The following is a 3414-nucleotide window of genomic DNA, read 5'->3' as shown; positions in this document are numbered from 1 at the left end:
TCGCGAATGAGCTGGCCGTAGAGGGCGAGCGCCTCCCCCATACGGGCGATGGCTTCGTCATGGTGGCCACTGGACATCAGATACGTGCCCGCCGGGAACACCAGCCACTGCGCGAGCGTCGCACGGTAGCCGGGGTCCAGGGCCACGACCTCGCGGGCCACGGCGATCGCGTCGGCCGCCCGGGCGTTGGCCTCCTCGCGCGCCGGGCCCGGCAGGTTCCACAGGGTCTGGGCCCTCGTCACCAGGGCTCGCGCATCCGCGATCCGGGCTGACGGGGCCGGCGTGGCCGTGTCGTAGGAACACGTCAGGAGCTGCGGCGCCTCACCGATCTCGCTGCCGAAGTCGACCCGGTAGAGCGATACGCTCCCCGTCTCCGTCGACACCGGGGCCAGCTCGGCATACGACCACCAGGGCTGGCCGAGCCACAGCGGCGCCGACCACTGAGGCTGCTGGGGATCCCGGTAGATCGTCTGAACGCGGCTGTCCCGGCCCTGCCAGAACCAGTGAGCCCGCCGGCTCCCGGTCACCGCCGGGACGGTCGTGTAGGGCACGCCCCAGTGGGTGAGGTGCTGCGGGGTGATCTCGGCCGGGGCACTCCAGCCGCCGTCGTAGTGGATGTTCCACATGGACCCGAACTTGCCCTGCCAGACCACATCGGCCTTGCCGTCGCCGCTGCCCATGGCGTGGATGGACGAGGGGAAGTCGCCCCCGGGGAACTCGGCGATCTGCGCGGGCGCGCTCCATGCGGGGTTGGCCGCGCGGGAATCGTAGGTGACGCTGTGCACCGTGCGATAGTTCATGGTCCACACCACCAGCACCGCCCCGGGCGACGGACAGGTCACCGTGAGGTCCGAGTTCAGCGACGCGGCGTCTGCCGGGGTCGCCGCCTGGGGTGGCCCCCACGCCCCCTTGGCGTCCTGGAACGCAGCCATCAGCGTGCCGTTGGCATTGTCCCGCCACACCGCGACGACAAAGCCCGGTGCCGCGGCGGCCTCAGCATACGAGACGTCGGTGGTGTCGCCGCTCACCTTCACCGGAGCGTCCAGCCAGCCGGTCGGCCGGGTGGGGTCGGTGCGCGTGGCGTAAACGCCGCCGTCCTTGCCCCGCATCACGACCGTGACCAGGCCCGGCCCCGATGACAGGACGCGGGGTGTGGGTTCCTCCCGCACCGTCTTCTCCGCGCTGATGGCCACCGAAGGTTTCCAGGCCGGTGCGGTCGCGGTGGAGTCGTAGGAGGTGGTGCGCAGCTGTGCCTTGTCCGGGTCCCGCCACACCAGCACGGTGCGGCCCGGCCGGTCCGACGCCGCGGCCAGGGACACGATGCTGTCCGGCACCTCCACCGGGGTCCAGGGGGACCAGCCGGGTGTGCGCGGGTCCTTGGCCCAGTAGGCCACGGTGTCGTGGAAGCCGATGAGTTTGGCCAGACCCGTTCGGACCCGCATATCGGCGCGCAGCTGATCGGCGTAATAGGCCCGGGCGTCGTCGTATTCGGCCTGTCCTCCGGGGCGCCAGCCGACTTCGGTGTGTCCCGTGTCGTAGCCGGTGATGTGGTCCACGCACTGGTGGGCAAGGAAGTAGCTTCCGCGGTTGTCCGGACCGCCGCCGGTATGCGGTTCGATGGCCTGGTCGGCGTGCTGGAACACCCAGTCCAGCCGCGCCGCGTGCCGGGTCAGCTCCTCGCGGGCCAGCCGGTCCTCGCGGTACTGCGGATTGAGCCCGGCGATCACGCCGAACCGGACGGTCAGCACATAGACATAGGCGATATACGCCAGCCGGTGGTCGAAGACGCTTTCCGGCGAATTCGGATCCGGACGGTAGAAGTAGGAGTCACCCTCCAGCAGCGTATTCGCCGCCAGCCGTGCGTTGTTGTCGGCGTTGGACCGCAGCAGTGGGTCCGTACGCCCTCCGGCGGCCCAGGCGTTCAGCTCGTCGATGGCGGTGCGGGCCCGGCCGCGCAGGCCGTCCAGATCGCGCCGCAGATTGAGGACATACGCCTGCTGCTCTACTCTGACCGCCTGCTTCACGGCCTCCAGCACCTCGTCGAACCGCCCCTGCAGGGCGACGAAATCCTGGTGCAGCACCTCCAGCCTGGCCAGGATCTCCTCTTCGGGAGTGGGGCTGTGGCTGCCGAGGCTGACGAAGGCGACGATGCCCTGGTACGCCTCGTACGCCTTCTTCCCGGCCTCATAGACCGCCAGTGCGGTGACGATGGGCGTGGCCATATCCGGTGTCCCCCCTCGGCCTGTGCCCCTCGTGAGCACGCCGACCCAAGTGAACCACCGGACAAGTACACAAATGCTGGAAAAGTACTTGAGCGCCCCCGATGCGCGCTACGCGCCCCTTGCTCTCGGCGCTCGCGAGGGTCAGCCGACGCGCCGCCGGGACTTGCGCCGGAGCCGCAAGGGGATGACGTACCAGCAGATGGCGAACCAGAGCATGACCACACCGACGATCACCTCGGCGACCACGCTGTCGGTGACGACGTGGAGAATGAGCAGCAGGGTGCACGCGATGGTGAGCGCCAGCAGCACCATTCCGCACACCATGAGCCGCCCGGCTGCTTCCACGATCTCATCCTTCATGCGCAGCCCGGAGAGAAAGCGGTGGATCGATACGGGAGCGATCAGAGCGGCGACCGATGAGGCTCCCAGTGCCACCGTCACCACATAAAGCGTGCGGTCGAAGAGTTCCAGGTGCCGGAATGCCGGGGTGAAGGCGAGGGAGAGCAGGAATCCGAAGAGGATCTGCACACCGGTCTGCGCGACCCGCGTCTCCTGGAGAATCTCGTTCCATTTCCGGTTGACGCGCTCGCGGGCGGTCTCCGGCGGTTCGTGCTCTTCGGATGACGGCGCGTTCGTGCACGACGGGCATGATGGGTCAGGCACTGCCGTGACACGCGGCTCTGCGATCGCCATGTCTCCTCCGCTTCCAGAAAAATTCTCGGTTACCCCGTTGTGCCGTCCCGCGGTGTCACCACGCGGCGTGCACAGGGCGCGCCTGTATCTCGGCTCACGGGTGTTCCTCTCCCAGGACGTGGGTGCCGGTGAGTTGATGCCGGGCGGCGGCCAGCGCGATGTCCACGTCCCGGGTCCCGGTCGCGACGCACAGGGTGTAGGACACGTCAACATCGGGGCCACCCGCCTCGGTGTGCAGGGCCTGAAGGGTTTCGTACTGCTCGATGAGATCGCGTAACACCGCGGGGGCCATCAGCATGGTTCTCCTTCGAAGGCGGAAGGCCCCTCCGGGTACGGGGGGTGTGCGGTTGCCGCCATGGCGTGCGGCTCGATACGCGTCCTGACCCCCGGCCCGTCACGCGGCCTTGGCCTCGATCTGGTCGTGCAACCGGGCGCAGGTGCGGTTGATGAGCCGGGAGACGTGCATTTGGGAGATGCCGAGTTGTTCGGCGATGCGGCC

4 protein-coding genes are annotated in these 3414 nt (G+C 68.7%); all 4 read right to left on the bottom strand.

Annotated features, from left to right (window positions below; genetic code table 11):
- On the bottom strand, window positions 1-2222 hold a 2222-nt coding region (locus ACZ6CL_RS38865; RefSeq protein WP_468945283.1), incomplete at its 3' end, for a tetratricopeptide repeat protein.
- Window positions 2223-2363: 141 nt separating this feature from the next.
- Complete coding sequence (locus ACZ6CL_RS38860) at window positions 2364-2915, bottom strand: DUF6328 family protein (protein WP_468945281.1); 552 nt, start codon at window positions 2913-2915, stop codon at window positions 2364-2366.
- A 94-nt stretch (window positions 2916-3009) separates the two neighbouring features.
- A complete protein-coding gene (locus ACZ6CL_RS38855; protein WP_468945278.1) occupies window positions 3010-3213 on the bottom strand; it encodes a DUF5133 domain-containing protein in 204 nt (67 codons plus the stop codon).
- Window positions 3214-3309: 96 nt separating this feature from the next.
- On the bottom strand, window positions 3310-3414 hold a 105-nt coding region (locus ACZ6CL_RS38850), incomplete at its 5' end, for a sigma factor-like helix-turn-helix DNA-binding protein (RefSeq protein WP_468943781.1).

The sequence above is a fragment of the Streptomyces sp. NPDC041200 genome (genome assembly GCF_055591805.1).
Note: the sequence above shows the minus strand (reverse complement) of the source record. Positions and strands in the feature narration are given on the sequence as shown.

Bases quoted from the DNA above. Each gene is read 5' to 3' on its own strand.
- ACZ6CL_RS38860 (WP_468945281.1), bottom strand. From the start codon at position 2,915: ATGGCGATCGCAGAGCCGCGTGTCACGGCAGTGCCTGACCCATCATGC.
- ACZ6CL_RS38855 (WP_468945278.1), bottom strand. From the start codon at position 3,213: ATGCTGATGGCCCCCGCGGTGTTACGCGATCTCATCGAGCAGTACGAA.